This window comes from Erythrobacter sp. SCSIO 43205 (assembly GCF_019904235.1).
Lineage (GTDB): Bacteria > Pseudomonadota > Alphaproteobacteria > Sphingomonadales > Sphingomonadaceae > Erythrobacter.
In genome coordinates, this window is the sequence record NZ_CP063202.1 from 2,983,146 (window position 1) to 3,009,166 (window position 26,021).

The 26,021-nt window shown below is 57.7% G+C and carries 31 protein-coding genes; 14 read left to right on the forward strand and 17 right to left on the reverse strand.

All coding sequences use genetic code 11. The features are described 5' to 3' along the window. The first annotated feature begins 180 nt into the window (after positions 1-180). On the forward strand, positions 181-1,770 hold the full coding sequence (gene ahpF, locus INR77_RS14065) for an alkyl hydroperoxide reductase subunit F (RefSeq protein ID WP_223071642.1): 1,590 nt from the start codon (positions 181-183) through the stop codon (positions 1,768-1,770). On the opposite strand, the gene INR77_RS14070 is transcribed toward ahpF, so the two are convergent. From INR77_RS14070 to truB, 4 genes are all read right to left on the reverse strand, one after another. After that, the gene (locus INR77_RS14070; protein ID WP_223071643.1) at positions 1,767-2,453 is read right to left on the reverse strand and encodes a spermidine synthase; all 687 of its coding nucleotides are present in this window, start codon (positions 2,451-2,453) and stop codon (positions 1,767-1,769) included. The two genes, ahpF and INR77_RS14070, sit on opposite strands and share 4 nt — an antisense overlap. Before the next feature lie 372 nt (positions 2,454-2,825). Further along, positions 2,826-5,108, reverse strand: a complete 2,283-nt coding sequence (gene pnp / locus INR77_RS14075) for a polyribonucleotide nucleotidyltransferase (protein ID WP_223071644.1) — start codon at positions 5,106-5,108, stop codon at positions 2,826-2,828. A 345-nt stretch (positions 5,109-5,453) separates the two neighbouring features. After that, positions 5,454-5,723 (reverse strand): 30S ribosomal protein S15, encoded by a 270-nt coding sequence (rpsO, locus tag INR77_RS14080; RefSeq protein ID WP_223071645.1) that lies wholly within the window; start codon positions 5,721-5,723, stop codon positions 5,454-5,456. Positions 5,724-5,734: 11 nt separating this feature from the next. Beyond that, a complete protein-coding gene (truB, locus tag INR77_RS14085; RefSeq protein ID WP_223071646.1) occupies positions 5,735-6,730 on the reverse strand; it encodes a tRNA pseudouridine(55) synthase TruB in 996 nt (331 codons plus the stop codon). Between the two features lie 48 nt (positions 6,731-6,778). On the opposite strand from truB, the gene glpD reads away from it, so the two are divergent. Then, positions 6,779-8,260, forward strand: a complete 1,482-nt coding sequence (glpD, locus tag INR77_RS14090; RefSeq protein WP_223071647.1) for a glycerol-3-phosphate dehydrogenase — start codon at positions 6,779-6,781, stop codon at positions 8,258-8,260. An 11-nt stretch (positions 8,261-8,271) separates the two neighbouring features. Here the strand turns inward: glpD and INR77_RS14095 are convergent, their stop codons facing one another. Continuing rightward, entirely contained in the window at positions 8,272-8,988 is a 717-nt protein-coding gene (locus INR77_RS14095; RefSeq protein ID WP_223071648.1) for a site-2 protease family protein, read from the reverse strand. Positions 8,989-9,021: 33 nt separating this feature from the next. Then, positions 9,022-9,615, reverse strand: a complete 594-nt coding sequence (locus INR77_RS14100; protein ID WP_223071649.1) for a thymidine kinase — start codon at positions 9,613-9,615, stop codon at positions 9,022-9,024. Between the two features lie 155 nt (positions 9,616-9,770). Between INR77_RS14100 and INR77_RS14105 the strand changes: the two genes are divergently transcribed. Both INR77_RS14105 and INR77_RS14110 read left to right on the forward strand, forming a co-directional pair. Next, a complete protein-coding gene (locus tag INR77_RS14105; protein ID WP_223071650.1) occupies positions 9,771-11,402 on the forward strand; it encodes an AbgT family transporter in 1,632 nt (543 codons plus the stop codon). Between the two features lie 51 nt (positions 11,403-11,453). After that, the gene (locus INR77_RS14110) at positions 11,454-12,032 is read left to right on the forward strand and encodes a YceI family protein (RefSeq protein WP_223071651.1); all 579 of its coding nucleotides are present in this window, start codon (positions 11,454-11,456) and stop codon (positions 12,030-12,032) included. Here INR77_RS14110 and rbfA read toward each other — a convergent pair. Next, a complete protein-coding gene (gene rbfA, locus INR77_RS14115) occupies positions 12,029-12,436 on the reverse strand; it encodes a 30S ribosome-binding factor RbfA (RefSeq protein ID WP_223071652.1) in 408 nt (135 codons plus the stop codon). The genes INR77_RS14110 and rbfA overlap by 4 nt on opposite strands. A gap of 174 nt (positions 12,437-12,610) precedes the next feature. Between rbfA and INR77_RS14120 the strand changes: the two genes are divergently transcribed. After that, the gene (locus INR77_RS14120) at positions 12,611-12,862 is read left to right on the forward strand and encodes a hypothetical protein (protein WP_223071653.1); all 252 of its coding nucleotides are present in this window, start codon (positions 12,611-12,613) and stop codon (positions 12,860-12,862) included. Between the two features lie 82 nt (positions 12,863-12,944). On the opposite strand, the gene INR77_RS14125 is transcribed toward INR77_RS14120, so the two are convergent. The 10 genes from INR77_RS14125 to pspF all read right to left on the reverse strand — a co-directional run bounded on the left by INR77_RS14125 (position 12,945) and on the right by pspF (position 22,270). Beyond that, positions 12,945-13,481: a DUF1697 domain-containing protein gene (locus INR77_RS14125; protein ID WP_223071654.1), complete on the reverse strand. Its 537-nt coding sequence runs from the start codon at positions 13,479-13,481 to the stop codon at positions 12,945-12,947. Continuing rightward, entirely contained in the window at positions 13,478-13,918 is a 441-nt protein-coding gene (locus tag INR77_RS14130; RefSeq protein WP_223071655.1) for a PaaI family thioesterase, read from the reverse strand. The genes INR77_RS14125 and INR77_RS14130 overlap by 4 nt, the downstream gene beginning before the upstream one ends. A gap of 135 nt (positions 13,919-14,053) precedes the next feature. Beyond that, on the reverse strand, positions 14,054-16,603 hold the full coding sequence (gene infB, locus INR77_RS14135) for a translation initiation factor IF-2 (RefSeq protein ID WP_223071656.1): 2,550 nt from the start codon (positions 16,601-16,603) through the stop codon (positions 14,054-14,056). 77 nt (positions 16,604-16,680) lie between these two features. Next, the gene (locus INR77_RS14140) at positions 16,681-17,442 is read right to left on the reverse strand and encodes a DUF448 domain-containing protein (RefSeq protein ID WP_223071657.1); all 762 of its coding nucleotides are present in this window, start codon (positions 17,440-17,442) and stop codon (positions 16,681-16,683) included. Beyond that, the gene (nusA, locus tag INR77_RS14145; protein WP_223071658.1) at positions 17,423-19,069 is read right to left on the reverse strand and encodes a transcription termination factor NusA; all 1,647 of its coding nucleotides are present in this window, start codon (positions 19,067-19,069) and stop codon (positions 17,423-17,425) included. The genes INR77_RS14140 and nusA overlap by 20 nt, the downstream gene beginning before the upstream one ends. Next, the gene (gene rimP, locus INR77_RS14150; protein ID WP_223071659.1) at positions 19,069-19,638 is read right to left on the reverse strand and encodes a ribosome maturation protein RimP; all 570 of its coding nucleotides are present in this window, start codon (positions 19,636-19,638) and stop codon (positions 19,069-19,071) included. Before rimP ends, nusA begins: the two co-directional genes overlap by 1 nt. A 166-nt stretch (positions 19,639-19,804) precedes the next feature. After that, positions 19,805-20,290, reverse strand: coding sequence for a PilZ domain-containing protein (locus tag INR77_RS14155; protein ID WP_223071660.1), 486 nt, complete (start codon positions 20,288-20,290; stop codon positions 19,805-19,807). Between the two features lie 63 nt (positions 20,291-20,353). Next, positions 20,354-20,734: a PilZ domain-containing protein gene (locus INR77_RS14160; RefSeq protein WP_223071661.1), complete on the reverse strand. Its 381-nt coding sequence runs from the start codon at positions 20,732-20,734 to the stop codon at positions 20,354-20,356. A 41-nt stretch (positions 20,735-20,775) separates the two neighbouring features. After that, complete coding sequence (locus INR77_RS14165; RefSeq protein ID WP_223071662.1) at positions 20,776-21,066, reverse strand: hypothetical protein; 291 nt, start codon at positions 21,064-21,066, stop codon at positions 20,776-20,778. Between the two features lie 136 nt (positions 21,067-21,202). Beyond that, positions 21,203-22,270 carry a phage shock protein operon transcriptional activator gene (gene pspF, locus INR77_RS14170; RefSeq protein WP_223071663.1) on the reverse strand — a complete coding sequence of 356 codons (1,068 nt, stop codon included), beginning with the start codon at positions 22,268-22,270 and terminating at the stop codon, positions 21,203-21,205. A gap of 207 nt (positions 22,271-22,477) precedes the next feature. On the opposite strand from pspF, the gene INR77_RS14175 reads away from it, so the two are divergent. From INR77_RS14175 to INR77_RS14215, 9 genes are all read left to right on the forward strand, one after another. Continuing rightward, positions 22,478-22,645 (forward strand): hypothetical protein, encoded by a 168-nt coding sequence (locus INR77_RS14175; protein WP_223071664.1) that lies wholly within the window; start codon positions 22,478-22,480, stop codon positions 22,643-22,645. A gap of 182 nt (positions 22,646-22,827) precedes the next feature. Further along, positions 22,828-23,688: a phage shock protein PspA gene (pspA, locus tag INR77_RS14180; RefSeq protein ID WP_370632325.1), complete on the forward strand. Its 861-nt coding sequence runs from the start codon at positions 22,828-22,830 to the stop codon at positions 23,686-23,688. A gap of 3 nt (positions 23,689-23,691) precedes the next feature. After that, positions 23,692-23,997: an envelope stress response membrane protein PspB gene (gene pspB / locus INR77_RS14185; protein ID WP_223071665.1), complete on the forward strand. Its 306-nt coding sequence runs from the start codon at positions 23,692-23,694 to the stop codon at positions 23,995-23,997. Next, complete coding sequence (gene pspC, locus INR77_RS14190) at positions 23,994-24,371, forward strand: envelope stress response membrane protein PspC (protein ID WP_223071666.1); 378 nt, start codon at positions 23,994-23,996, stop codon at positions 24,369-24,371. The genes pspB and pspC overlap by 4 nt, the downstream gene beginning before the upstream one ends. Before the next feature lie 30 nt (positions 24,372-24,401). Next, positions 24,402-24,710: a hypothetical protein gene (locus tag INR77_RS14195; RefSeq protein ID WP_223071667.1), complete on the forward strand. Its 309-nt coding sequence runs from the start codon at positions 24,402-24,404 to the stop codon at positions 24,708-24,710. Then, a complete protein-coding gene (locus INR77_RS14200) occupies positions 24,710-25,054 on the forward strand; it encodes a hypothetical protein (RefSeq protein ID WP_223071668.1) in 345 nt (114 codons plus the stop codon). The genes INR77_RS14195 and INR77_RS14200 overlap by 1 nt, the downstream gene beginning before the upstream one ends. Continuing rightward, a complete protein-coding gene (locus INR77_RS14205; protein ID WP_223071669.1) occupies positions 25,051-25,410 on the forward strand; it encodes a hypothetical protein in 360 nt (119 codons plus the stop codon). The genes INR77_RS14200 and INR77_RS14205 overlap by 4 nt, the downstream gene beginning before the upstream one ends. Further along, on the forward strand, positions 25,410-25,760 hold the full coding sequence (locus INR77_RS14210; RefSeq protein ID WP_255573803.1) for a hypothetical protein: 351 nt from the start codon (positions 25,410-25,412) through the stop codon (positions 25,758-25,760). The genes INR77_RS14205 and INR77_RS14210 overlap by 1 nt, the downstream gene beginning before the upstream one ends. Next, positions 25,760-26,014, forward strand: coding sequence for a hypothetical protein (locus INR77_RS14215; RefSeq protein WP_370632326.1), 255 nt, complete (start codon positions 25,760-25,762; stop codon positions 26,012-26,014). The genes INR77_RS14210 and INR77_RS14215 overlap by 1 nt, the downstream gene beginning before the upstream one ends. Positions 26,015-26,021: the final 7 nt, after the last annotated feature.

A 26,021-nucleotide genomic window follows, 5' to 3' on the forward strand; every position in this document is an offset into this window, starting at 1 on the left:
CCCTCTCCCTTTCCAAGCCGCCACGCCCAACCCACCTAGGTGCCATTTTGCACCAAGGTTGAAATGGGCCGGAAGCGCCTCCCCGTCTCCCTCTCTCCCATTGGGTGAGGCGTTTCCGGTTCGTCTCTGAACTCGCACAAAGCTGCACCGGCTGCTCACCAGAACCTCAGGAACATCGTCATGCTCGATACCAATATGCAAACCCAGCTGAAGCAATATCTCGGCAATTTGCGCGAGCCAGTGGAGCTTGTCGCTTCGCTCGACGAGAGCGATACGGCCAAGCAAACGCGCGAGTTGCTGACCCAGATCGCCGATCTTCACGATATGGTGAGCGTAAGCTTTGATGGCACGCATGAGCGCAAGCCAAGCTTCATCATTCGCCGCGGGTCCGATGCGACCAAATGGGTCCGGTTCGCCGGGCTTCCGCTGGGTCACGAATTCACCTCTCTTGTTCTCGCGCTGCTCTGGGCTGGTGGTCACCCGCCTAAGGTCGACCCTGATCTTGTCCAGCAGGCGCGCGCCCTTGAAGGCGACTATGAATTCGAGATGTTCTTCTCGCTCTCGTGCCACAATTGCCCCGACGTTGTTCAGGCGCTCACTCTCATGGCGCTTGAGAATCCGCGCGTGACCGCAACCTTGATTGAAGGCGGCGCGTTCAAGGACGAAGTTGAAGAGCGCGGCATTCTTGCTGTGCCTGCGACCTTCCTGAATGGGGAAAGTTTCTACAACGGCAAGATGGAATTGGCCGAACTCCTGTCCAAGCTCGACAGCGGCGCTGATGAAAAAGCGGCTGAAAAGCTCAACGCCAAAGACCCGTTTGAAGTCCTCGTCATAGGCGGCGGCCCTGCTGGCGTGGCTTCGGCAATCTATACCGCGCGCAAAGGTTTCCGCACTGGCATTGCAGCTGAACGCTTTGGCGGACAGCTGCAGGACACGCTCGGCATCGAGAACCTTCCCGGCACCAGCTACACCGAAGGGCCAAAGCTTGCAGGCGATTTGAAAACCCAAGCGAACGAGAACGGCATCGACCTCATGGACTTGGCGCGTGCTACCGAGCTTAGGCCTGCGGGCGAAGCGGGCGGTATGCACGAAGTCACGCTTGCCAATGGCGCTGTCCTCAAATCTCGTTCGCTTATCCTTTCGACCGGTGCGCGCTGGCGCAATCTGGGCGTTCCGGGTGAAGCCGAATACCGTAACAAGGGCGTGGCCTATTGCCCGCACTGCGATGGCCCGCTGTTCAAGGGCAAGCGCATTGCAGTCATCGGCGGCGGCAATTCCGGCGTTGAGGCTGCGATTGACCTTGCCAAAATCGTTGGTCACGTGACCCTCATCGAGTTCGACACCAAGCTTCGCGCCGACGAAGTGCTGCAACGCAAGCTGCGCTCGCTCCCCAATGTTGAGATCATCACCAATGGCGAGACGACCAAGATCACGGGCGATGGTTCGCGCTGCAATGGCCTTGTCCTGAAGGACCGCGAAACAGGTGAGGAGCGTACAATCACTCTGGAAGGCGTGTTCGTTCAGATTGGCCTCGTCCCCAACACCGAATGGCTCCAAGGGACCGGCATCAATCTCACCAAATATGGTGAGATCATTGTCGACGAACACGGCGCAACTAACATCCCCGGCATCTATGCTGGCGGCGATGCGACCATTGTCCCCGACAAACAGATCGTCGTTGCCATGGGCGAAGGCGCGAAGGCTGGCCTTGGCGCGTTTGACTATCTCATCCGCAACGAACCGGTCGAAGAAATCGCGAACGCAGCTTAACCTGTCCGCTTTTTCCCAAACCAAATCACATGGTGTGCGCCCTTGTTATTGGGACGAGAGCGCACACCAACTTCATCGACGTGATAGCCCGCCTCTTTCATACGCTTTGTAAAGCCGTAGTCACGAGCGGCCGACCATACCGATACGATACCACCCGGCACCAAAGCATCGCGCGCTTTGCCAAGTCCAGTGCGTGAATAGATACGATTGTTGTCGGCCCGCACCATGCCATCGGGGCCATTGTCGACATCCAGAAGGATCGCGTCGAACTTGGCGCAAGTGCCGTCATTGGCGTCGTCGATAAGCGCTGCCACGTCGCAAATTTTCAGGTCTAGCCGCGGATCGTCGAGGCAATCGCCCGTCAGCTCCGCCATTGGCCCCTTCGCCCATTCGATGATCTTGTCGCTAATCTCGCCGACCACAACTTGCGCATTCTCAGGCAGACGCGCCAACGCCGCCCGCAGGGTAAAGCCCATGCCATAGCCACCAATAAGGATGCGCGGATTTGGTTTACTCAGCCGGTCGAGCGTCATCTCAGCAAGCTGCTCTTCCGAAAAGCGCATCCGCGTGCTCATCAGCTCATTGTAGCCCAGCACAATCATGAAATCGCGCCCGTGGGAATAGAGCTCCAAAAGCTCACCATCGTCGATTTGCGCCGTGTCGATCAGTTCACGTTTGAGCACTTGGTTGTAGTCCTTTTTTCAACGTCTTGGCCCCCGTTTGAGACACTTGAGACACTGTTCAAGCGCAGAAAAGGTTTTGAGGCGAACTTGGGCGGATAGAGCGCTCTTTTGGCGGGTAGATGCGGTGTGCTTCATTCCTCGCCCTTAGCCCATTTGGCAAGCGTAGGAAATTGCCCACCCCCAACCCCTCCCGCAAGCGGGAGGGGAGCAGGGAAGCGCCAACAATACCCCTACCGCTCGCGGGAGGGGCAGCGAGACTTGCGAGCTTGCCCGCTAGTCGCAGCGGGGTGGGCATTCTGTCACTGCCCGCTAAAACAAAACCCCGCCAAGATTGCTCTTAGCGGGGCTTCGTCTGTCATTCTCGAAGTGACTTTAGTCCTTCAGGAAGTCAGGCATTGAAGCGGGACCGTCATTGTCCCCGCCCTTATTCCCGCCATCACGGCGACCGCCACGGTCATTGCCGCGTGAACGGTTGCCACGTGGACCACGACGATCACCGCCGCGACCACCGCCGCCTTCACGCTTTTCACGCGGTGGACGGGTGTCTTCAAGCTCTTCGCCGGTTTCCTGGTCAACCACGCGCATCGACAGGCGGACTTTACCGCGATTGTCGATTTCGAGGACTTTGACCTTCACCTCTTGGCCTTCCGATACGACATCGGTTGGCTTTTCAACGCGCTCGTTCTTCATCTCGGAAACGTGGACGAGGCCGTCCTTGCCGCCCATGAAGTTCACGAATGCGCCAAAATCGACGATGTTGACGACCTTGCCGGTGTAGATTTTGCCGACTTCGGCTTCTTCAACGATGCCTTCGATCCACTTCTTCGCTGCCTCGATTTCCTCAAGGTTGGAAGACGAGATTTTGATCGTGCCTTCATCGTCAATGTCGACCTTCGCGCCGGTTTCAGCGACGATCTCACGGATCACCTTGCCGCCTGTACCGATAACGTCGCGGATCTTCGATTTGTCGATCTGCATCGTTTCGATACGCGGAGCGTGCTTGGAAACTTCGGTGCGAGCGCCGGTGAGAGCTTTCGCCATTTCGCCAAGGATGTGTGCGCGGCCGGCTTTCGCCTGCTCAAGCGCTTTTTCCATGATCTCTTTGGTGATGCCGGCAACCTTGATGTCCATCTGAAGCGACGTGATGCCTTCTTCGGACCCTGCCACTTTGAAGTCCATGTCACCAAGGTGATCTTCGTCACCAAGGATGTCTGAGAGAACTGCAAAGTCTTCGCCTTCAAGGATGAGGCCCATGGCGATACCCGAAACCGGACGCGCCAGTGGAACACCTGCGTCCATCATCGACAATGCGCCGCCGCAAACGGTGGCCATCGAAGACGAACCGTTGGACTCGGTGATGTCTGACAGAACGCGGATGGTGTAAGGGAAATCCTCAACCGTTGGCAGAACCGGACGAAGCGCGCGGAAAGCAAGCTTGCCGTGACCAACTTCGCGGCGACCAGTAAAGCCAAAGCGGCCCACTTCACCAACAGAATAGGGTGGGAAGTTATAGTGCAGCATGAAGTTGCTGTATGAAAGACCTTCCAGACCATCGATCATTTGCTCGGAATCTTTGGTGCCAAGCGTGGTGGTGCAGATCGCCTGCGTTTCACCTCTGGTGAACAGCGCCGAGCCATGCGTGCGTGGAAGCAGGCCAACCATCGCCTCAATCGGGCGAACCTGGTCAAGCTTACGACCATCGATGCGGGTGCCGTCTTTAATGATCGCGCCGCGAACGATTTCCGCCTCAAGCTTTTTAACCGCTTTGTTTGCGACCAGTTGTGTTTGTGGCTCTTCTTCAGCGAACGCTTCTTTCGCTTTTGCGCGCGCTTCGTTCAAGGCGTTTGAGCGCGCCGATTTGTCGGTCAGCTTGTAAGCCGCCGCGATGTCATCGCCGACGATGCCGCGAAGCTTCTCTTTGATCTCGGACGTATCGTCAGAAGTGTCGATTTCCCACGGATCTTTCGCCGCTTGTTCGGCAAGCTCGATGATTGCGTTGATAACCTTGCGGCTCTCTTCGTGAGCGAACATCACAGCGCCAAGCATTTGCTCTTCGCTGAGTTCTTTCGCTTCTGATTCCACCATCATCACGGCGTCTTGAGTAGCAGCAACAACGAGGTCGAGACGGCCATCTTCGCCAAGCGCATCTTCAACCTTCGGGTTGAGGACGTATTCGTCTTCATTGTTGAAGCCAACGCGCGCTGCACCGATTGGGCCCATGAACGGAACGCCCGAAATGGTGAGGGCAGCAGAAGCTGCGATCATGGCAACGATGTCTGGCTCAGTCTCACCATCGTAGGAGAGGACCTGACAGATTACATTGATTTCGTTGTAAAAGCCTTCTGGGAAGAGCGGGCGCACCGGACGGTCGATAAGACGCGAGGTCAGCGTCTCTTTGTCGGTTGCGCGGCCTTCACGCTTCAGGAAGCCACCCGGAATACGGCCGGCTGCAGAGAATTTCTCTTGATAGTGAACGGTCAGAGGGAAGAAGTCTTGGCCTTCCTTGACTGACTTTGCGGCGGTCACGGCGCACAGCACCACGGTTTCGCCATAAGTGGCCAATACGGCGCCGTCTGCTTGACGGGCGATACGACCTGTTTCCAGAGTGAGGGTTTTTCCGCCCCACTCCAGCGATACGGTTTTCGTGTCGAACATTGATTTTCCTTCTGAACCCGCACGGCCTTATTGCGGTGCGGGGCCTGTCTTATCTGGTCGTATCGCGGTCGCAGAAACCAGTTTCCACTTTGTGCTGCGATACTTCCAATGCCGGGTAAACCGTCCCGGTCCGGTCTGGGGCGTGGTTTGCTAAGCCCCAAGGCGACGCCGCCGAATTGCAGCGATTGCCCCTATTCTAGAGCCTCCCGCTTTCCCGCGAAGGCGGGGATCCAGTCGGCTAAGTAGTCCCTGGCTGCTCTGGGTCCCCGCCTTCGCGGGGAAGCGGCAAACTTGCTCAGGAACCGATACAAGAAGCGGCCCGCTGGGGGCCGCTCCTCAAAACTCTTACTTACGAAGACCCAGTTTCTGGATCAGCGCGTTGTAACGCTCCACATCTTTCTTCTTGAGATAGGCAAGAAGGTTGCGGCGCTTGTTCACCATCATAAGGAGGCCACGACGTGAGTGGTTGTCCTTGTGGTTGGCTTTAAAGTGTTCGGTGAGGTTGCGGATACGTTCGGTCAGGATCGCGACTTGCACTTCTGGCGAACCGGTGTCGCCTTTGCCTTGCGCGTTGTCCTTGATGATTTCTGCTTTACGCTCAGGTGCTACTGACATTTGTAATCTTTCTACTCGGCGACATCGGGAAGGTTAAACCCCCTCACCACTTTTGCGGTGCCTCCCGATATTTCCACCAGAGCGATTGGCCGGGAACCCAGCATCGCACAGTGAAGCCCGGAAGGTTGGGGCAATCCAGACACGACCCGCCCTTGTTGGAGCGCCTGCGCGTCTGTCTGGGAGAGGGAAAGGGCCGGGATGTCGTCCAGCCCTGCCTCCAACGGCAGGAGTAGGTCATTAAGCTCGGCGCCATTAGCGATTTCGTTCAATTTGTCCAGCGAAATCGCCTGTGCCTCAGTGAAAGGCCCGGATTTGCTGCGACGTAAATAGGTAACGTGTCCGCAGGTTCCAAGGGCATGGGCGATGTCTCGTGCCAGAGAGCGGATATATGTGCCCTTGGAAACGTGGGCTTGGAGGGTCACTTCGCCCACTTCGTCATTCCCGCGCAGGCGGGAATCCAGCTCACTTTGATCGTTTGCCGCTGAAGAAGCTGGATCCCCGCCTACGCGGGGATGACAGATTGAGAGTTCATGGATCGTCACTGCCCGTGTCTTGAGCTCCACCTCTTCCCCTGCCCGCGCGAGATCATAGGCCCGCTTTCCATCGACCTTGAGAGCCGAATACGCCGGGGGCACTTGCTCGATTTCGCCAGTGAATTGGGGCAGCACCGCTTCGACCTCTGCCAAGGTGGGCCGAACATCGGATTGCTCAACCACCTTGCCTTCGGTGTCCAGCGTGTCTGTCTCCACACCGAACGCGACCGTAAACTCATAAATCTTGCTTGCATCCAGCATCCGCCCGGCAAGCTTAGTCGCTTCACCCAAGGCAATAGGCAGCACCCCTTCGGCCAAAGGATCAAGCGTGCCCCCATGCCCCACCTTGGTTTTGGCAAAGCCCGCCTCACGCAAGTTGCGCTTCACAGCGGCCACCCCTTGCGTCGAGCCAAGGCCGCGCGGTTTATCGAGGATGATCCAGCCGTTTGGCGCAGGTTTCTTATCTGAAGTCACACGCGCCCTCTAGCCAAACGCGAGAGCATTCGCCAAGCATTTGCCCATATGGAAAACCATTTCGACCTTTTGGTAATCGGCGGCGGGATCAACGGCGCTGGTATCGCGCGCGATGCAGCAGGGCGCGGGCTTTCAGTGTGCCTCGTTGAAAAAGACGATCTGGCAAGCGCCACCTCAAGCGCATCGACCAAGCTTATCCATGGCGGGCTGCGCTATCTTGAGCACTACGAATTCCGCCTGGTGCGTGAAAGCCTGATCGAGCGCGAGCGCCTGCTTGCGATGGCCCCGCATATCATTTGGCCGATGCGCTTTGTCCTGCCCCATGACGAGGGCCTGCGCCCGGCATGGATGCTGCGGCTTGGGTTATTTCTCTATGACAATCTGGGAGGACGCAAAATCCTTCCCGGCACGAAGAGTGTGAACCTGCGCGAGGAACCCCACGCCAAGGTACTGAAACAGCGCCTCACACGGGGATGGGAATATTCTGACTGCTGGGTCGAAGATTCGCGCCTTGTCGTCCTCAATTGCATGGACGCAAAAGAGCGCGGAGCCGACATCCGCACCCGCACTGAATGTGTCGCGCTTGATCGGCGCGAGGACCGCTGGATTGCGACGCTGAGAACCGCTGATGGACGCGAAGACAAAGTCATCGCGCGCAAGGTCGTCAACGCGGCTGGTCCGTGGGTCGACACCGTGCTGGGACGCGCTGTGCCCGATGAGACGCACCAAAACCTGCGCCTTGTTAAGGGAAGCCATCTGATCTTCCCCAAGCTGTTCGACCACGACCGCAGCTACATCTTCCAGAACAAAGATGACCGGATCATCTTTGCCATTCCCTATGAGCGCGATTTCACCCTTGTTGGCACCACCGATCAGGCATTCGAAGGCGATCCCAAGGGCATCGACATCTCCGCCCAAGAGGCGAGTTATATCTGCGATGCGGTGAATGAATATCTCGCCGTAAGCATTGCGCCCGAACAAGCCGCAGCGACCTATGCCGGAGTGCGCCCGCTGTACGAGGACAAGGCCGCCTCCAACTCAACCGTCACGCGCGATTATCAGTTCGAGGTGGATGAGGACGGCCCACCGCTCCTCTCAATCTTTGGCGGCAAGCTCACAACCTATCGCAAGCTCGCAGAACACGCGCTTGAGCGATTGGGGATTGGCGGCAAGAGTTGGACCGCGAGCGAACCGCTTCCCGGTGGCGATTTTCCTGCGAATACAGATGATGCCGATGACCTCGCGCCAAATTATGCGTGGGCATACGACACTTGGTCAATGGATACGATTTACAGAATGGCCCGCGCTTATGGCACCCGGATTGATCGGATTATCGGAAAGCATAATCACCAAAGCGATCCGGGAACACAAATCGCCAAAGGCCTGTTCGAAGCTGAATTGCGGTATCTGGTCGAAAACGAGTTTGCGAAGACGGCTGAGGATGTATTGAAGCGCCGCTCGAAACTTTACCTACATCTGACAAGCGATGAACAGGCCCGCGTCGAAGCTTGGTTTGCGGCAAGAAATTAGACGCCTTTTCCCTAGCCCTGCGCAATCGCAATCGCGATGCCGTCGTAAAAGCCCATCACCTCTGCCACCAACGGCAGAACGGTGACTTCGAGCCATCCGGTGCCGAACACCCAGCTAAAGCCGATCACGCCAATGATCAGCACCATGCCAAAGCGCTGGAGCCGCTCCCAGTATGAGCGCAGGCGTGCGGGCAAGAGCCCCCCGACAATATGCGAGCCATCAAAGGGCGGAATCGGCAAAAGATTGAAGAAACCCAAAAACACATTGATCATGATGAAGAGATAAAGGCCCGTCGCGATCGGAAGCGCGGTTCCTTGTGGGTCAACCAACATCGGCAGGCTGGCCGAATTCGCGCCCCAATCGGCACCCGGTACGAGAGCCAAGCCGAACAGCACCGCTCCAACCAGTGCCAGCACGAAATTGCTTAAGGGGCCTGCCGCTGCGACTGCCATCATTCCGAAGCGCGGGTTCGACAGCCGCCATTTGTTGACAGGTACAGGCTTGGCCCAGCCGAATGCCGGCGCTCCCATCAAAAGGAGCCCACCCGGCACCAACAAAGTCCCAATGGGATCGACATGGCGAATGGGGTTGAGGGTCAAGCGCCCGCGCTCTGAAGCGGTGGGATCACCCAAGGCCTTTGCCGCCCATCCATGCGCGACTTCGTGAAAGACGATAGCCACGATCAGGCAGGGGACGAAGATCAGCGCAAATGTGAGGGTGTCAGACATTGCCCTATATGTAGGAACGCAAGCTTGCGCAAACTAGCCCAGCGCCCCCGGTTCCCCGCGAAGGCTTGCGCTAAAGTGCTTGCGACACAGCGCGACATAACGATCATTGCCGCCGATTTCGGTCTGCTCGCCCTCTTTGACCGGCGCGCCGGTGCTATCCACCCGCAAGTTCATCGAAGCCTTGCGCCCACACCAGCACACCGCCTTCAATTCAACCAGCGCATCGGCAATTCCCAATAGCGCTGCCGAACCGGGAAAAAGCTCGCCCTGAAAGTCTGTGCGAAGCCCATAACAGAGCACCGGGATCTTATGTTCGTCAGCGAGCGCCGCCAATTGCCAGACCTGCGCCGGGGTCAGGAATTGCGCTTCATCGACAAGCACGCAATCGAGGGCTTTATCGCTATGGGCTTTGAGGATTTGCGCCTTCAAATCCGTTTCCGGCGTGTAGAGATGCGCATCCGCTTCAAGCCCGATGCGGCTCTTCACCAGCCCTGCCGAGCGCGTGTCAAGTTCGGCGGTCCACACCATCGTTGCCTGCCCCCGCTCGCGGTAATTGAAGTCCGCTTGCAAAAGCGTGGTCGATTTGCCCGCATTCATGCTGGAAAAATAGAAATAGAGCTTGGCCATGACACGCACCTAAGCTTTGCCCGCGCAAAATGTCGAAGGGTGCGGGCCACTTCGCTGTGCAAAGCGGTGTAAATTTCGCGCTATTCATTGATGTGACAGGCGGCTTGCGCAATGCTAGCTTAAAGCCAAATACAAGAAGTAAACGGGGATCACATATGGCATCGGCTGCCGAGGGGAATACGCATCAAGGCATGACCGGCTTTCTGGGTTGGGTCGAACGTTCGGGCAATAAACTGCCCGATCCGGTGTTTTTGTTCTTCTATTTAATCATCGCATTGGTGGCCATTTCGGTACTGCTTGCAGCGATTGGCGTGTCCGCATTGCACCCGACACAGGTCGATGAGGCGGGCAATCCGGTTGTGATCAACGCGGTCAGCCTGCTTGCCCCCGACAATATCCAGAAACTCTGGGTCGAAATGCCCAAGACCTTCACCCACTTCCACCCGCTTGGCTATGTGTTGGTGGTGATGCTGGGCGCTGGCGTTGCGGAGCGTTCGGGTTTCTTCGCGGCTGGTATGTCGAGCGCGGTTAGAAGCGCGCCTACGAAGCTTCTCACCCCCGTCGTGGCGCTGGTGGCGATGATCGGCAACCACGCAGCAGACGCTGGTTACGTGGTGCTGATCCCGCTTGCCGGCATTCTGTTCGCAGCCGCTGGTCGCCACCCTCTGGCCGGGATTGCAGCCGCGTTTGCGGGCGTTTCCGGCGGGTTCTCTGCCAATATCTCGCCCGGACAACTCGACGCGCTGCTTTTCGGGATCACCGAAGAGGCCGTGGGCGCAAGCGGGCTTGACCCATCGTGGGGCGCGAACTTGGCGGGCAATTGGTACTTTATCGCCGCGATGACTGTGCTTTATCTGCCGATCATCTGGTACGTCACCGACAAGGTGATCGAGCCCAAGCTTGGGCCCTGGACCGGCGGCGTAAAAGCAGGAGCCACCCCCGAGGACGCAGCGATTGCAGAAGCATCGCCAGAAAACGCCAGCAAAGGTCTTCGCAATGCAGGGTTCGCCGCGCTTGGCGTGGTGGCGCTTTGGGCGATCATGGTTTTCGCGCCCGGCACCCCGCTCATCAACGAAGCGGCCTGTTTGACCGAAACAGGTGGCCGTGTCCCCGATTGCTCTATCCACGCAGAGCTTCGCCCGTTTTATCAGTCTTTGGTCGCCGCCTTCTTCGTGCTCTTCCTTGCCTGCGGCTGGGCCTATGGCAAGGCGGTTGGCACAATCAAGAACCACCGCGATCTGGTTGAGATGATGGCCGAGGCGATGAAGGATATGGGGTATTACCTCGTCCTTGCATTCGCTGCCGCGCACTTTGTCGCGATGTTTGCATGGTCGAACCTTGGCCTGATTTCAGCCGTGCATGGGGCCGCCGCGATCCAGTCAACCGGATTGCCGCTGCCTCTCGTTATCGGCCTGATGGTTATCTTTGCAGGGATGCTGAACCTGTTCGTGGGTTCGGCAAGCGCCAAGTGGGCCCTGCTCGCGCCGATCCTTGTGCCGATGCTCATGCTGCTCGGCATCAGTCCCGAAGGCGCGACCGCCGCTTACCGTGTAGGGGACAGCGCGACCAATATCATCACGCCGCTGATGGTTTATTTCCCGCTGATCCTGATCTTTGCGCAGCGCTGGGTGCCGAGCTTTGGTCTTGGAAGCCTGACGGCCACCATGCTGCCCTATTCGATCTGGCTGCTGATTTCAGGAACCGTATTGATCGTCGTGTGGTTCTATCTTGGCATCCCCTTAGGGCCCAACGCCCCTGTTGGTTATACGCTGCCTGCAACGGGGTGATGAAACCTTTTGCGCGGCCCGTGAGTAGTAAAGGCATGAGGAGAGCTTGAAATGATCCCGCTTTTGAAACGTGCCCTCTGGCTGCCCCTGTTCGCCGTGCTTCTCGCCGCCAATGCGAGCGCGCCGGTGAACTATCGACTGGACGAGGCAAACTCTCTCCTGAGCGCAAAGGTTCCGTTTTTTGGCATCGCCAGCAAAACCGCAACCTTCCCCAAGATGCGCGGGACAGCGACGATTGTGGGCAACAACCCTTCGCGCGCCGCGATTGATGTCACATTCGATGCGACCGCCCTCACCGCGCCGGACGACACCACTTTGGGCCGCTTGAAGGGAGAGAAGTTTTTCTGGGTCGAGCGCCACCCTTCCATTCGCTTCAAAGGTCGCGGCCTCACTATGACAAGCGCGACCAAAGGCACGATCACCGGGCAATTGACCGCGCGCGGTGTGACCCGTAATCAATCGCTGAATGTGAGCTTCGACCGCGATCCGTTAAAGGCGGGCCCCGGCGAACCGATTGCCTTCACTGCAAACGCCGAGATTGACCGGCGCAATTTCGGGATGAAGAGCTATCAGCTGATTGTCGGCAATACAGTCGAGATCACCTTCGATGCGCGGATTGTGCCGAACTAGTCTTCGTCGCCCCCATGCAGGTCGCGCGCCACCTTTGGATCGCGCAACAGCTCCTCAATCCGATCCGCTTCGGCAAAGCTTTCATCCTTGCGAAATTTCAGCTTTGGCGCGAATTTGAGGCCTAGTCGCTTTGCAACTTCGCGCTGAAGGAAAGCTGTGTTCTGGCGCAGAGCCTTGACCACATCATCCTCTGCATTGCCCAAAAGCGGCTTTACATAAGCGGTGGCGTTGCGAAGGTCCGGCGTCATGCGCACTTCGGTCACCGCGATGTTGGACGCGCTTACCACATCATCGTGCACCTCCTGACGCGCCAAAAGCTCAGACAGGATGTGCCGCACGCGCTCCCCCACTTTGAGGACACGGACCGATTGTTGTTCGCTTGTGAAGTCTTGTCGTTTGGCCATGGGATGTGCGTTACGGCGAAGTGACCACGTGTGACAAGGTCTGCGGGCATTTGTTGCAAACAGACGATCACTGTTTTCGAGAATTTCAATCGGGTTTAAGCCGTCCGGCCTATTGAGACGATTGCTGATGAAACTAGATCGAAGCCATAAAAATACCAATGCAGGAGACAAACGATGAAAACTCTCACCGCAGTGCTTGTCGCTGCTGCACTTATGGCGCCAGCCGCAGCCAATGCCGGAACCCGTATCAATACGCCCGGCACCGAAGCGCGCCATGAGGCGAACCTTACGCCAGAAAAAGACATCATTGCGCCATCTGCCGTAGCTCGTGAAATCGAGCCCGCGGCTGAAGAAACGGAAAAGCGTCGTCCACGCGCCGCTCTCGCAGGTAAAGTCAATCTGGCCACAAAGTCACGCATTCAATAAGCCAAAGATAAGAGCGTCTTGCCCTCGACGCTCGGTTTATGGGCGGGTGATAAATATTATCATCCGCCCAATTGGCGCATGATCACGCGGCCATTTTGCCAAGGATATTCTTGAGGCTGTTCATATTGCGCGCCGTGCCGCGCACGCCCAGTCGCCGCTCAAGCAGCTTGCCAGTGATGTCAGAGGCGCTGACGCCGTGAACGTAATCGAGATAAAGCACTCGGTCACCCAATGCGAGACGTTCATCGCCTTTGCTTTTGCGTTCTTCAAAGAAGTCTTCAAAGCGGCCCGGCTGCGGTTGGTCGGAAAGAAAGATGGAATGGACCATCTTATCTGAACCAACACCGTGAAACGGATTATCGTCTACGGCTTCTTGCACCTCACTTTGCGTCCGCACCATCACACAGGATTTGAAGCCAAAGCGGGCGCTAAGGATTTGCTCCAGCTGCATCTCGATCAGGAACGGCTCACGGCTGTCAGTGAGGATAAGATTGCCACTCGCCGCAACGGTTTCGAGGTCTTTGACCCCCTCGTCAGCAAACGCCGCTTTCAAATCTGCCATTTTAACCCGATTGCCGCCGATATTGATCGACCCGAGCAGAGCGAGGTAGCGGGTCAAGCGTCGTGCCCCGGATTGGTGGCACTCGGCTTTGAAGTCGGGAGCGCGGTTGAGGTCGCCCGCGCCATCAGCTTGCCGTCTTCGGAATAGAGTTCGCCTTCAAGGATCACGACTTTGCGACCGCCCTTCACCACGCGCCCCTTACCGATAAGCGGGCCTTCGGGGATGAGGCGGATAAGGCTCATCGAAATTTCAAGGTTGAGCGGCGCCATCTCGCCCTTGGTCGCGGCGACATAGGCATAGCCCATCACATCATCGAGATAACCCGCAACTAACCCGCCCTGCACCCCGCCGCGCCAAGTGCACATTTCGGGGCGCACGGTAAAGTGCATAGTCGCGGTTTGGGTCGCTTCGTCGAATTCTATGAACTTTGAATCGAGAAGCGCCGTGTGCGGAGAGGAACCTGCGTCTTCTGGGTGAATGTACTTATCGATCATTTCGCTCCCCGACATCCCCTCCCGTTCACGGGAGGGGCAGTGAGACTTGGCAGCTTGCCTGCCTAGTCGCAGCGGGGTGGGCCTTGCGGCCCATTCCCACCCCCAACCCCTCCCGCAGGCGGGAGGGGAGACTCATCATCCAACCTCTAACGTGCGCTCGCGCTCTTCGACTTCGAAGACTTCAAGCTGGTCGCCCGGCTTGATATCGTTCGTGTCTTCCAGAACGACACCACATTCGAGGCCTGAGCGGACCTCGTCCACGTCGTCTTTGAAGCGGCGCAAGCTTGCGATGGTCGTTGCCGATACGATAACGTCCTCGCGGGTGAGACGCGCGAACAGGCCTTTGCGGATAACGCCCTCTTCGACGAGGAGCCCTGCCGCCTTGTCCTTCTTGCCCGAACGGAACACCTCTTTGACCTGAGCGCGGCCAACGACCGTTTCGATCCGCTCTGGACCAAGCTCGCCGGCCATTTCCTTCGCCACGTCTTCGGTGAGGTGATAGATCACATCGTAATACATCATACGCACACCATCGCGCTTGATGAGTTCACGCGCCTTTGCATTGGGGCGAACGCCAAAACCGATGATCGGAGCGTTCGATGCCGCTGCCAATGTCACATCGCTTTCGGTAATTGCACCGACGCCTGCGTGAAGGACGCGCGCCTTGATCTCATCGTTCGAGATATTGTGGAGCGCGTTGACGATGGCTTCGACCGAACCTTGCACGTCGGCTTTGACCAGAACAGGCCATTCGATGACGTTGGATGCAAGATTGTTGAACATCGTATCGAACGACGTTGGCGCAAGCGCAGTGCGCTTCTCGGTCGCCTTCTCCTGACGATATTGAGCCACTTCCCGCGCACGCTGCTCGTTTTCAACGACGGTCAGGCGGTCGCCAGCCGACGGCACGCCGCCAAGGCCGAGAACCTCGACCGGCATGGATGGCCCTGCTTCCTTGATCTGCTTACCCGCATCATTGACAATTGCGCGCACACGCCCGCTCTGGGTGCCCACCACGAAGGTGTCGCCACGCTTCAATGTCCCGCGCGTCACAAGGACGGTCGCAACTGGGCCGCGGCCTTTATCAAGCTGCGCTTCGATCACGGTGGCATCGGCATCGCGGTCTGGGCGAGCTTTCAACTCAAGCAGTTCCGCTTGAAGCGTGATTGCCTCGATCAGATCATCGAGCCCGGTTTTCTTGATCGCAGAGATTTCAACGTCCTGCACATCGCCCGAAAGCTTCTCAACGATAACTTCGTGCTCAAGCAGACGGTTGCGGACATTGTCCGGGTTCGCCTCTGGCTTATCCATTTTGTTGATCGCAACAATCATGGGAACGCCGGCAGCTTTGGTGTGATTAATCGCCTCGATTGTCTGAGGCATAATGCCATCATCGGCTGCTACAACCAGCACCACAATATCGGTCACATTGGCACCGCGCTGACGCATCTCGGTAAAAGCTGCGTGGCCGGGCGTATCAAGGAAAGTGATCTTCTGCTTGTCCTTGGTCGTGATCTGATAGCTTCCGATATGCTGGGTGATCCCGCCTGCTTCGCCTTTGGTGACGTTGGCACCACGAAGCGCATCGAGCAGCGAGGTTTTCCCGTGGTCGACATGGCCCATGATGGTCACAACCGGAGGACGCGGCTTCAGCGTATCTTCTGGATCCGTATCCTCTTCGTCCTGAATATCGACATCGGCTTCAGAAACCTTCTGAATGTTATGGCCGAATTGCTCGACCAGCAGCTCGGCTGTGTCCTGGTCGATGGTTTGGTTGACCGTCACCATCATATCGAGGTTGAACAGCTCCTTGACGAGGTCTGCCCCTTTTTCGCCCATACGCTTGGCAAGTTCGCCAACCGTGATGGCCTCTGGCACCACAACGTCGCGGACTTGCTTTTCACGTGGCTTGGAAGAACCACCGCCTTGCATCCGGCGCTCTTTTTCACGCGCACGCTTAAGCGCGGCGAGGCTGCGCGCGCGGCGACCCTCATCCTCATTCAACGCTTTGGTTACGGTCAGCTTGCCAGAACGGCGCTTGTCCTTGCCGCCGCCGGTATCCTTGGCAGCGCCCTTGTCTTCCTTCTTCTTTGCGACCTTTTTCTCAGGACGCTTGGGTTCAGGACGGGCAACTGGGGTAAAGCGGCGCGGCGCAGGGGCGGGTGAATCCGACTTTTCTGTCGTCTCTTCAACTTCGCCCGCATCGTCGGCCTCAGTTTTGGCTTTGGCAGCTGCTTCAGCCTCTTGCTTAGCGCGCGCTTCGGCCTCAGCCTTGGCTTTGCGGTTTTCCTCTTCGCGCTTCTTGGCTTCTTCTGCGTTCTGCTTTGCGCGCTCTTCTTCGCGCTTCCGGTTTTCTTCCGCGAGACGCAGGCGCTCTTCCTCGGCCTCACGCTGAAGGCGGGCCACGCGCTCTTGCGGCGTTTCATCAGGAACCGCTGGCTTTTTGGGCGCAGGCTTTTTCGCCACTGGCGCAGGCGCAGGTGTCGGTTCAGGCGCAGGAGCCGGAGTAGGCTCTGGCGTCGGGGCGGGCGTTTCGCCGGGCTTTAGAAGCTTGCGGCGACGCTTCACCTCGACCGCAACCTTATTGGTACGGCCGTGGCTAAAGGTCTGTTTTACCTCACCCGCTTCCACCGCCTTTTTCAGGCCAAGTGGTTTGCGGGCTGGTTTTTTCTCTTCATCGCTCATGCTTGCTTCTTTAGTCCTTCAAAAATCTCATATCTGGCGCATTGGCTTTGCGCCTCATTTCATCGTGTTCAGTCGCGTCAAACGGGAGGATCATTTCCCAAGAACCGCGTCAGGCGTGTGACATCGCGTGCCACTCTGCCAAATGCGCTCTTGCGCGCGAGGGAGCCCCCATGATGACCGGAAACCCCCAAATGCACGACATTTTCGCGGCCCAATGCCACAGACAGAGCCTCTCGGTCCAGTGGCAAGACGATACCACGCACACCTGATCCTTCCTGATCGGTGCCCACGCGAAAGGCTTGGTCAAGCTTCTTGCGCCCGTCCTCGCTGCTGTCGCTGGCGTGCAAAAGCAGCGCAATGCGGCCTGAACGCGCGTGTTCGGCAAGCTTGGCTGAACCCATCACGATATTGCCGCCGCGAAGCTCAAGGCCGAGCCTGTCCAAAAGGGTGCGTTTGAGCGCATCCTCGATTTGTTGCGCAAGATTGTCGCTGTAGGAAAGTCGCGCGCGATTCCCGTCTTGTGTGGCAGGTCCACCCTTGAAGCTGCGCATCAGCGCCTTCTTCAAGTGGCCATCAGTCATTGCCGTTTCAAGGGTCAAGCGGTCGGGCGCAATCCATGCGCCGCGTCCGGGAGCTTTGCCTTGCGGGTCTGGCAGCACTTCGCCGTCCGGCGAAACCGCTAGACGGATCAGTTCCTCGCGGGGGTAAGTTTCCCCCGAAAGAACACAGCGGCGCTCAGAACCAGATGGCGCGCATGGCTTCGCGCTCCCGGAATTGCTCCCGGAAGCGTCGGTTTCAGTGATGTCGGAGCTTACGCACTCATTGTGGGGAGTCCGCATCGGCGGCCTCCTGAGTTGCTGGCTCGCTTGCTGGCTCTTCATCTTCGAACCAGTGCGCACGCGCAGCCATGATGATCTCGTTGCCCTGCTCTTCGGTGAGGCCATACTCACCCAGAACGCCGCCTTTGTCCTGCTCGCGCTGCGGACGGCGCATTGGCGGGCCATCGGCATTGTTGCGGCGGCGAGGTGCCTCGCGCTTCTTGGCGATCAGTTCATCGGTGGCAAGGTCCGCCACATCGTCGAGCGTCTTGAGCCCTGCCTTGCCCAGCGTCACCAGCATCGCCTCAGTGAGGTGCGGCAGTTCGGCAATCGCGTCTTCAACGCCAAGCTCACGGCGCTCGGTGCGGAAGGCTTCTTCAGCGCGTTCAATGGCTTCAAGCGCGCGGCTTTGCAGTTCTTCGGCAAGCTCTTCATCGAACCCTTCGATCGAGGCGAGTTCAGCAAGCTCAACATAAGCGACTTCCTCAAGCTCTGCGAAGCCTTCAGCCACGAGAAGCTGAGAAAGAGTTTCATCAACGTCGAGCTCTTCTTCAAACATTTTCGAGCGCTCAGCGAACTCTTTCGAGCGCCTTTCGCTGGCTTCTTCCTCGGTCATGATGTCGATCTGCTGGCCGGTAAGCTGGCTGGCGAGACGCACGTTTTGACCACGGCGACCGATGGCAAGGCTAAGCTGGTCGTCAGGAACAACCACTTCGATGCGACCATCGTCTTCGTCGAGGACCACGCGGGCAACCGTCGCTGGCTGAAGCGCGTTCACGATGAAGGTCGCGGTGTCTTCGGACCATGGAATTATGTCGATCTTCTCACCCTGGAGTTCTTGCACCACGGCTTGAACGCGCGAGCCCTTCATACCGACACAGGCACCGACAGGGTCGATGGAGCTATCGTGGCTGATCACGCCGATCTTTGCGCGTGATCCCGGATCGCGGGCAGCGGCCTTGATTTCGATAATGCCGTCGTAAATTTCAGGCACTTCCTGCGCGAAAAGCTTGCGCATAAAATCGGGGTGCGCACGGCTGAGGAAGATTTGCGGTCCGCGATTGTTGCGCTCAACTTTGGTGATGAGCGCGCGCACACGCTCACCCACACGTGCTGCTTCACGCGGGATTTGCTGGTCGCGGCGGATCACGCCTTCGGCGCGGCCAAGGTTTACGATCACATGGCCAAATTCAACCGACTTGATGACGCCAGTGATGACTTCACCAGCGCGGTCCTTGAATTCGTCAAACTGACGCTCACGCTCCGCATCGCGGACCTTCTGGAAGATCACCTGCTTTGCGCTTTGCGCGTCGATACGGCCAAGATCGACCGGAGGCAGCGGGTCGACGATAAAGTCACCAATCGCAGCGCCGTCCTGAAGTTTTTGCGCTTGCTTCAAATCGACCTGTTTGAAGTAGTCATCGACCTCTTCGACCACCTCGACAACGCGCCACAGCGTCAGATCGCCGGTGACCGGGTCCAGTTTCGCGCGAATGTCGTTTTCCGCGCCATAGCGGTTGCGCGCGCTTTTCTGGATCGCTTCTTCCATCGCTTCGATCACGATGGATTTGTCGATCATCTTCTCGGTTGCCACCGAGTTGGCGATTGCAAGGAGTTCTGCCTTATTGGCGGAAATGGCACTGGCCATCAGTCGTCTGCCTTTTCTTCAGTTATTTCTTCTGCACCGCTTGTATCAAGCGGCTTGGTCGCAGCGATCAGCTTGTCGGTGAGGACAAGCTTTGCGCTGTGAATTTCGTCGCGGGGAAGCGAAACCTCGCCCGTCTTGGAGTCGGTAAGCTGCACCATACCATGATTGATGCCGGTAAGCTCGCCCTTAAAGACGCGCTTTGACGTCTCTTCGCCAGACCAGCCTTTGGTCATGACGATGCGCGCCTCGTGCCCTGCCCAATCGGCAAAGTCTTTTTCGCGGGTCAGCGGACGATCAATGCCAGGCGAAGACACCTCAAGGTGATACGCCCCCTCAACCAGAACCTCGCCAGCCTCTTCGCGCGCGTCGATCATGTCCGACACACGGCGCGAGAGTGCGGCGCATTGTTCGATCACCAATTGGCCCGTTGCCGGGTCTTCGGCCATGATCTGCAAGGCTTCGCCGCCGTCTCCAGCCTCAGACGGCATCATTGCGACGCGCACCAGTTCAAACCCAAGCGCGTTTGCCTCGGGTTCGATCAAGGAGGTAAGGCGGGCAATATCGGTCATCTGTTAGGCAATATACTCATTGATTGTGACAAAGCCGTTTTGCGCCGGCCCCTTGCGGCGCCAGCCCTTCAAGTGTTCGACAATGTCGGGATAGCGATGCAGATAAGCGCAAAGTGTCAGCTTGGCAAGCCTTCGAATGGCTTGCCCATGAATGAGCGCAAAATTCCTAGCCTATTCCGTCCACCCACTTGCGCACTTCGGCACGCAGCGCTTGCATCTCTTCGCGCTCGTAGTTTTCGGCATAAGCGCGGATTTTGAGCACATCGTCATTTTCAATCGGGGGATCAAATCGAACGCCGTTGATACCGCCATTCTGGCGCCGGACCGTGCGCACGACTTCGCAAAATGGCTCGACATCACCGATCTGCAAAATGGCCGTTTCGCGCAATTCCATCGGCTCTTCGAGGCCGACCTGCGCGCCGGTGCATGACACATCAATCACAATACAGCGGTGGGTCGCATAGCGCGAGACAAGTGTGCCGGGGATCGATAATCGCAAACGCGCAGCACCGCGTTTGCCCACGGGGATGGGCGCCGCCGGAGGCGCAGAAGACGCAGGCGGCTCAGGCGCGCTGGCGAGGCACTCTTTTTGGGCCCGCGCCTTAATCGAGTGCGCTCGCGAACCTCTGGAAAAGGGAAGGGGTGCGCCCATAACCCTGATTGCATAGGGAGATGAGCTTCAAATTATGGGAAATGAACGCTTAGGTGTTCCCTCTTAAGCGCCCGCCCATTCGCGCGCCTGATCACGCAGTTCGCTCAATTCGCGCTCGGCAAAGCTTTCCTGATATTTGCGCACCTGCGCGACATATGCGTCAGTCACCGGAATTTCGAATGTCATCGCGTTCAGTCCATTTGCGCGGCGCTGCACGGTGACAAAATGATCAATCGGACCGCAGCGAAGAAAGCCGTCATTGCCCGGTTTCAAAGGTTCGTTGATGGCGATCAGAACTCCGGTGCGGGAGAGATTGACAAGGATGCAGCTGTGATTGCCCTGAGTTGAGATGAACGTCCCCGGCAGGCTCAAAGGCAAGCGCGGAGCACCGCGCTTTGCAGCGTTGATGTCTGCATCAAAATTGGTGTTTGCCAGGCTTGCCATCGTGCGTGCCCTGCTCGCTCCGTGATTTCTGCAGAAGTCCTTTACCGGGACGTATCACCCCAGCCTTCACCATCCTCAGAAGAACCAGCCGCACCATAGCCCCAGCCATCTTGGGCGAGTTCATGTTCGCGGCGTTGCTGGCGTGCTTCGGCGAGGGCTTTTTCGCCAAAGGCTGCTGCTTTGGCAGTGGCATCTTCGGAGATTTTCGGCGCCACATAGGAAGCGCCTGCGGTCATGATGAAGACAAAGGCGAACACGCCCAGCACCAACAATCCGACGATAAACCGCACTGTGCCTGTAACGCTATCGATCATGTCAACCAACGCACGCATCTCTTCAATCCCTCATAAATTGTCGGCGCAACAGCCAGCACCGTTTACAGAATGAAGAGATTACGAAGAACCAGTAAACTTCAGGTAAAAGAACGAAAAACCGCAAGGCTCCTCACGCCTTTATCGTGCAAAGGCGCTATTCTTGACCTTCCATCAGGCCATGCTTCTTTATCGCGTGGCGCAATTGGTCGTAGCTAAGCCCCAGACTTTTGGCGGTCTGGCGCTGGTTCCAGCGGTGCTTGCCAAGGGCGTGTTCGAGGATCGCGCGTTCGTGCGCGTCAACAGCAGAGCGAAGATCATCGACCTTGTCGAGCTGTTCGCTTGGCGGTCCCTTGCTTGCGGAAATAGTCCCGTCATCAGTTGCTATCGCACCAGCTGCCGCGCCGGATGAGGCGCTGCCAGAGCGCCTGTGCGAAGGGGTTTTCGGCTTCCACGGGCTTTCAAACGGATCAAACTGTACGTGCGCAATCGGGCTTCCCGGATCGTCCCAGCGATAGACCGCGCGCTCCACCACATTGCGCAGTTCGCGCACATTGCCGGGCCATTCGTAATTCTCAAGCTGCTCCACCACGTGCGATGCAAATCCGGGCCAGTCGTGCCAGTGAAGCTCGCTCGACATCCGGCGCGCGAAATATTCTGCGAGCACCGCGACATCCCCTTCCCGCACCCTCAGGGGCGGCAGGGTGATCACCTCAAAGCTCAAACGATCGAGAAGGTCCGCGCGAAATTCGCCCGTCTTTGCAAGCGCGGGCAGATCGTCATTGGTGGCAGCCACAATCCGCACATCGACCCGGATGGGCCGCGAGGAGCCGATGCGGGTGACCTCGCCATATTCAACCGCTCTTAGCAGCCGTTCCTGCGCGCCCATCGAAAGCGTGCCCAGTTCGTCGAGGAAAAGAGTACCCTTGTCGGCTTCTTCAAACCTCCCTGCTCGCGCTTTGGTAGCACCGGTAAAGGCACCTGCCTCGTGGCCAAAAAGCTCAGCTTCGATCAGGGTTTCTGGGAGCGCGGCACAGTTCATGGTGACGAGCGGTTCGTCCCAGCGATCGGAGAGACGGTGGAGACGTTCGGCGATGAGCTCTTTGCCAGTTCCGCGCTCACCGATGACGAGCACCGGGCGGCTCATCGGCGCGGCTTTTGAAGCGCGTTCGACGGCGTCGAGAAAGGCGCCGGACTGGCCGATAAACTGGTTTTCGCGCTCCACCTTGTCCCCCTTGAAGAAGCTCTGCGAATGGCCACCTCGGCCCAGAGCGCCAAGTTATAGGAATTTTTCCCAATGCTTGGCAATAGCCGCCATGTGCAATTGCCAGGAAAAATGGGAAATGCTCTATTATTCAGTTACTTGTGAAGATTGGCACGCCCCCTGCAGTAGTGGGGGGCAACACTGAAACACTCCTACGGGGATTTGAAAATGTACAGCAAAGCTTTCTTCCAAACCAAACTTGGCCAAGCCTCACTCGCCAGCATCGTTGCGACGACTGCCATGGTTGCTCTGACCACGCAAATGAACATGGTCGCAGCCGACCCCGCCATGGCGCAGCCTCACATCGCTTCGCCGATCAGCGTTGAGCTGGCGTAAGTCTGATCGTGAATCTGAGCAGGCACCTGACCTTGACCAAGAAAGACGATCTTCCTCTCGGACCGGAGCGCGCAGGCAATACCCCTGAGCCCGATAAGAGCCTCGATGATGCGTTGTCCCCCGCGACAGACGGCTCTTCAAAGCGCGCTTCGGTCCAAACGCAAGATGATGATGATCGCTTCATCCCGATCCTTGGCAAGAAGCTGTCGCGCCTCGACAAAGAAATCGAGGCCTTGCGCACCAGCCCCACTCCGACGCAAAGTGAGTATCGGGCGTATGATGAGATCGACTCAGGCAATGAGAACGGTTCAAATGCGCAGAACAAAACAAACCCGTTTCTTGATGGAGTAGCCTTCATGGGCATTTTCAGCCGCACCAGAGATATTATCGCTGCAAACTTCACCGATATGCTCGACAAAGCGGACGACCCGCAAAAGATGATCCGCATGATCATCCTCGAGATGGAGGAGACTCTGGTCGAAGTGCGCGCCTCTGCTGCGCGAACGATTGCCGACCAGAAAGAGATGCACCGCCATGTGGTGAAGCTTGACCGGTTGCAGGCCGATTGGGCCGACAAGGCGCAGCTCGCCCTGTCGAAAGATCGCGAAGACCTTGCCCGCGCTGCTCTGGTTGAAAAGAAGAAAGCGGTCAGCATGGCTGATCAGCTCAAAGAAGAGATTGCCGTGCTCGACGATGCCCTTCGCGCTTACGAAGAGGACATTCAAAAGCTGCAGCATCGCCTTCGCGAAGCGCGCAGCCGCCAGACCCAGATCGCAGCGCGTCTTGAGAGCGCTGAGAACCGCGTGAAGCTGCGCTCACTTATGAGCACTGAACGCACGGACGAAGCATTGAGCCGCTTCGACCAGATGGAACGCCGCGTCGATTACGCCGAAGGCCGCGCCGATGCGATTGCGATTGGGAATGAGGGCCCGCCTTCGCTCTCAGACGAAATCGCCGCACTCGAAGGTCAGGATGCAATCGACGACGAACTTGAAGAAATGAAGAAACTGCTCGGCAAGCCCGATGCAGACAAAGGGAATTAAGCCATGGAATGGGAACCAGTCGCCATTGTTATGACACTATTTATCGGCCTGCCTTGGCTGATTCTCCACTACACTACAAAGTGGAAGACCTCGGCGACCATCACGTCGGACGATGAAGTGCTTCTGGAAGAGCTCTACAACCTCGCCAAGCGCTTGGACGAGCGGATGGACACCGTCGAGCGCCTTGTCGCCAGCGACGACCCAAGCTTCACCCCGGTCAAACGCCTTCAGGCCGATCAGGAAACCGACAACCAACAACTGCGTGAGCTTGAACAGCTTATCGCCGAGAAGAAAGGAACCAGCGCATGAACCGCCGCACAACGCTTTACCGCGATAAGCACAAAGCCAAATTGATGGGTGTGGCTGCTGGTATAGCCGACTACACAGGTGTCGATGCACTTTGGGTACGTCTTGGCATGGTGGCGCTTACCATCTTTGCGCTCGGCCCGATTGGTTTGCTTGCCTATTTCGTAATGGGTTTCGTCCTCCAGAAAAAGCCGCCGCACCTTTATCGCGACAGCCAGGAAGAGCAGTATTGGCAGCGTATTCGCCAAAGCCCGAAGCGTACGGCACGCGAAATTCGCGCACGCTTCCGGGACATCGACCGGCGCCTTGCCGACGTGGAAACCCACTATGTCAGCAGCAACAAGCGTCTCACCGCCGAAATCGAGCAGCTTCGCTGAGCAAAACTTCCCAATTGAAAGGCAAAACTTATGTGGGACTGGGCCTATCTTGTACCGCTCGCTGGCATTTCGATCCCGATCATCGTGATCTGGACGAAGCATCAACAAAAGCTCGCTGAAATGCGCATCGATTCCACCGCCGACGCGACGGCTGAAAAAGCGGCGCAATATGCAAGCCAGGTTCAGCGTCTCGAAGACCGTGTCCAGGTGCTCGAACGCATCGTCACCGATCGCGGCTATGACGTGGCAACGCAGATAGAGGCGCTTCGCGACACCCGCTCGGTTGAAGACGGTGGTTCGGGCGTTCCGCTCAACGTCTCCTCGAAGGAGAAAGCATAATGGATTGGGGTGGCCCTGAATTTGTGCTTGGGATCATCGCCGTCAGCTATGGTGCATGGATCATCAACAACTGGATTCGCGCCAAGCACGGCTACGCCCTCGAAGACGAATGGGGCGGCACGACCGAGCGCAGCGACACAGAAGAGGCCAAGCGCCTGAAGGCCGAGAATGCGGAGCTCAACAGCAAGCTTGACCAGATGCAGGACCGCATGATCGTCCTTGAAAAAATCGTGACAGACCGAGGCTATTCGCTTTCGGGAGAAATCGAAGCCTTAAGAGATGTGCCGAGCAAAAATGACACTGGCACCCCCCTCAACCTTAATATGAAAGAGAAACACCCATGAGCCCCGACGCAGCAGCCGTAATCATCCCCAATCTGCCGTGGATTATCGGCGGCGGGCTGGCATTGGGCGCGGCCGGGATTGCCGGTTGGATCCACACTACGCGCCTTCGCATCAAGCATGGCTATCCGCTCGAAGGTGCCTGGGGTCAATCGCTGAAACCTGCGACCGATCACGAAGCAAAACAGCGCGTGACCTTGCTGACACAGGAAAACGCAGAGCTTCGCGCAGAGTTGGGCGCGGTCAAGGACAGGCTTGCCAATGTCGAACGGATCGTGACCGATGGTAGCTATCAGCTTTCAAGCGAGATCGACCAATTGCGCGCTCTTGAAAATCAGAAGGATGCAGGGAGCGCATAATGAGCGGCTGGGCCATCGTTGCAATCATCGCCATCGTGGTCTGGGGTATTGTACAGACCGCCAAGGCAAAGGCCGGGATCATTTCGGATGAGGACGGCAATGAAACCTATATCGGCACATCGGATGCAGCGACCAAGGCAGAGGCCGAGGCGATGCGCGCCGAGATGCAACAGCTTCGCGAACGGCTTCAAGTGCTGGAGCGGATTGCGACTGACAACAATTCGCTCGACGCCCGTGAACGCGCCCGCATTTCGGCTGAGATCGAAGCCCTGAGGGGCACTGACACCCCGGTAAGCGACAGCGGAATCCCCCTTACAACCGCCCCCCAGGAAAAGGAGCAAAGCCAATGATCATGGACCCGACACTTGTCATCACCGCTGCTTGCCTTGTGGGGATTTGCGTGGTGGCCTTTGCCCTTCTGCGCGCATGGCAGGGATGGCTTGAGCTTAAGCGGCAGGAACTGGAACGCGCAAGCTCGCGCAAAACATACGATGCCCCCGAAATCGAAGGAGGCGCAGGTGCGGGCGCGGCGCGCATCGAACTTGCCGATATGAAAGAACGGATCAAAAAGCTTGAGGCGATTGCGAGCGGGGTTGAGCTTTAAGCCCTTT

Coding starts and splice junctions, on each gene's coding strand:
- ahpF (WP_223071642.1), top strand. CDS start 181: ATGCTCGATACCAATATGCAAACCCAGCTGAAGCAATATCTCGGCAAT.
- pnp (WP_223071644.1), bottom strand. CDS start 5,108: ATGTTCGACACGAAAACCGTATCGCTGGAGTGGGGCGGAAAAACCCTC.
- rpsO (WP_223071645.1), bottom strand. CDS start 5,723: ATGTCAGTAGCACCTGAGCGTAAAGCAGAAATCATCAAGGACAACGCG.
- glpD (WP_223071647.1), top strand. CDS start 6,779: ATGGAAAACCATTTCGACCTTTTGGTAATCGGCGGCGGGATCAACGGC.
- INR77_RS14095 (WP_223071648.1), bottom strand. CDS start 8,988: ATGTCTGACACCCTCACATTTGCGCTGATCTTCGTCCCCTGCCTGATC.
- INR77_RS14100 (WP_223071649.1), bottom strand. CDS start 9,615: ATGGCCAAGCTCTATTTCTATTTTTCCAGCATGAATGCGGGCAAATCG.
- INR77_RS14105 (WP_223071650.1), top strand. CDS start 9,771: ATGGCATCGGCTGCCGAGGGGAATACGCATCAAGGCATGACCGGCTTT.
- INR77_RS14110 (WP_223071651.1), top strand. CDS start 11,454: ATGATCCCGCTTTTGAAACGTGCCCTCTGGCTGCCCCTGTTCGCCGTG.
- rbfA (WP_223071652.1), bottom strand. CDS start 12,436: ATGGCCAAACGACAAGACTTCACAAGCGAACAACAATCGGTCCGTGTC.
- INR77_RS14120 (WP_223071653.1), top strand. CDS start 12,611: ATGAAAACTCTCACCGCAGTGCTTGTCGCTGCTGCACTTATGGCGCCA.
- INR77_RS14130 (WP_223071655.1), bottom strand. CDS start 13,918: ATGATCGATAAGTACATTCACCCAGAAGACGCAGGTTCCTCTCCGCAC.
- infB (WP_223071656.1), bottom strand. CDS start 16,603: ATGAGCGATGAAGAGAAAAAACCAGCCCGCAAACCACTTGGCCTGAAA.
- INR77_RS14140 (WP_223071657.1), bottom strand. CDS start 17,442: ATGCGGACTCCCCACAATGAGTGCGTAAGCTCCGACATCACTGAAACC.
- nusA (WP_223071658.1), bottom strand. CDS start 19,069: ATGGCCAGTGCCATTTCCGCCAATAAGGCAGAACTCCTTGCAATCGCC.
- rimP (WP_223071659.1), bottom strand. CDS start 19,638: ATGACCGATATTGCCCGCCTTACCTCCTTGATCGAACCCGAGGCAAAC.
- INR77_RS14155 (WP_223071660.1), bottom strand. CDS start 20,290: ATGGGCGCACCCCTTCCCTTTTCCAGAGGTTCGCGAGCGCACTCGATT.
- INR77_RS14160 (WP_223071661.1), bottom strand. CDS start 20,734: ATGGCAAGCCTGGCAAACACCAATTTTGATGCAGACATCAACGCTGCA.
- INR77_RS14165 (WP_223071662.1), bottom strand. CDS start 21,066: ATGCGTGCGTTGGTTGACATGATCGATAGCGTTACAGGCACAGTGCGG.
- INR77_RS14175 (WP_223071664.1), top strand. CDS start 22,478: ATGTACAGCAAAGCTTTCTTCCAAACCAAACTTGGCCAAGCCTCACTC.
- pspB (WP_223071665.1), top strand. CDS start 23,692: ATGGAATGGGAACCAGTCGCCATTGTTATGACACTATTTATCGGCCTG.
- pspC (WP_223071666.1), top strand. CDS start 23,994: ATGAACCGCCGCACAACGCTTTACCGCGATAAGCACAAAGCCAAATTG.
- INR77_RS14195 (WP_223071667.1), top strand. CDS start 24,402: ATGTGGGACTGGGCCTATCTTGTACCGCTCGCTGGCATTTCGATCCCG.
- INR77_RS14200 (WP_223071668.1), top strand. CDS start 24,710: ATGGATTGGGGTGGCCCTGAATTTGTGCTTGGGATCATCGCCGTCAGC.
- INR77_RS14205 (WP_223071669.1), top strand. CDS start 25,051: ATGAGCCCCGACGCAGCAGCCGTAATCATCCCCAATCTGCCGTGGATT.
- INR77_RS14210 (WP_255573803.1), top strand. CDS start 25,410: ATGAGCGGCTGGGCCATCGTTGCAATCATCGCCATCGTGGTCTGGGGT.